A 1,227-nucleotide genomic window follows, 5' to 3' on the forward strand; every position below is an offset into this window, starting at 1 on the left:
GGAATTTATGCAGCTGATGTACTAAGGTTGTTAGAAAAACAACAGGCAGATAATGTATTAGTTGTGAATCGACCACCGTCTATTTAAAGAAGACACGGAGAAATCCGTGTTTTTTTGTGTATAATGGAGATAAATGACAAATATCTATTGAAAATAAAGAGGGCCACAATGAAAAATAATAATAACGATTCAGAATTAGTTATTACAAAACAAATTTATGCCGCCATAATAGAAGGTAATGCAGAGGAAGTTAAAATATTAATGAAAGAAAATCCAGCGCATCTTTATGAAGATGTGGTTACAGGTAGCTGGTTACATTTGGCAGTGAGAGAAAATCAATTAGAAATAGTAAAATGGTTAATAGATTTTGGATTAGATGTTAATGTGGCAAATAAAAATCGTGGAGGCACAGCATTATCGATTGCTGCTCAAGAAGGACATTATGAGATGGTCAAGTATCTTCTTAAACGTGGGGCTAATGTGAATTTTGAACCGCCTCATCCCTATAAGGATGTCCTATTCAGTGCCATTCTTTCTGGAAGTAAAGAGGTTGTCCAACTATTAATCGACCATGGTGTGGACACGACGATTCGTTATTTTGAACGAAAAGATGCCGAGGTGATGGCGAAAGAACAAAATCAAACGGAAATTCTAGCGCTCATTCAGGCCCATAATGCGACCTTACCCGCCGACCATGTGCCGCGTACAACGCCTAAAGAGGAAGACGAGGATGATGGCTATGAAGAGGAGGACCAATATGTAGAGGAACCTGAGGAGCCGGCAAGTCATGACGTAATTCGAGCGGCTTTTGAAGAAGTGTATGGACCCATTCAAACGACCTATCGTCACAAATACCCTTCTCAATTGTTTGTACAAGTGCATATCATTGCGCCATCAACTGCCTATCCTTATTATGTTTTATTTACAACGGGCATGAGTGACTATGCCATTGGGTACAACCTGTTATATGTGGAAAATATGATGAAAGTACCTGCAGATTGGCTTGAAGGCGGGGCAGACTGGTTGGATCGAGAAAAAATATGGCCGATTAATTGGTTGATTAAATTAGCGTGTATTCCGCATGATGAAAACGTTCAGCCGGCTCGAGGGGTCATCGTCCCCAACAAAGGGGATTTAGCAGACCCGTATGGCATTGAAACCTATTTAAGCTGTATGTTAATTTCTGCTCCTACTGATTCAGATATCCAGCACTTGCAGGTAGAAGGC

Annotated in this window: 1 protein-coding gene; it reads left to right on the forward strand. The window is 40.3% G+C overall.

Annotation, left to right across the window (positions count from 1 at the left end; genetic code table 11):
- Positions 1-168: 168 nt before the first annotated feature.
- A partial coding sequence (locus KTHG_RS12695; protein WP_186439596.1) for an ankyrin repeat domain-containing protein occupies positions 169-1,227 on the forward strand: 1,059 nt, incomplete at its 3' end.

The sequence above is a fragment of the Kurthia sp. Dielmo genome, assembly GCF_000307285.2.
GTDB classification, from domain to species: Bacteria; Bacillota; Bacilli; order Bacillales_A; family Planococcaceae; genus Kurthia; species Kurthia populi.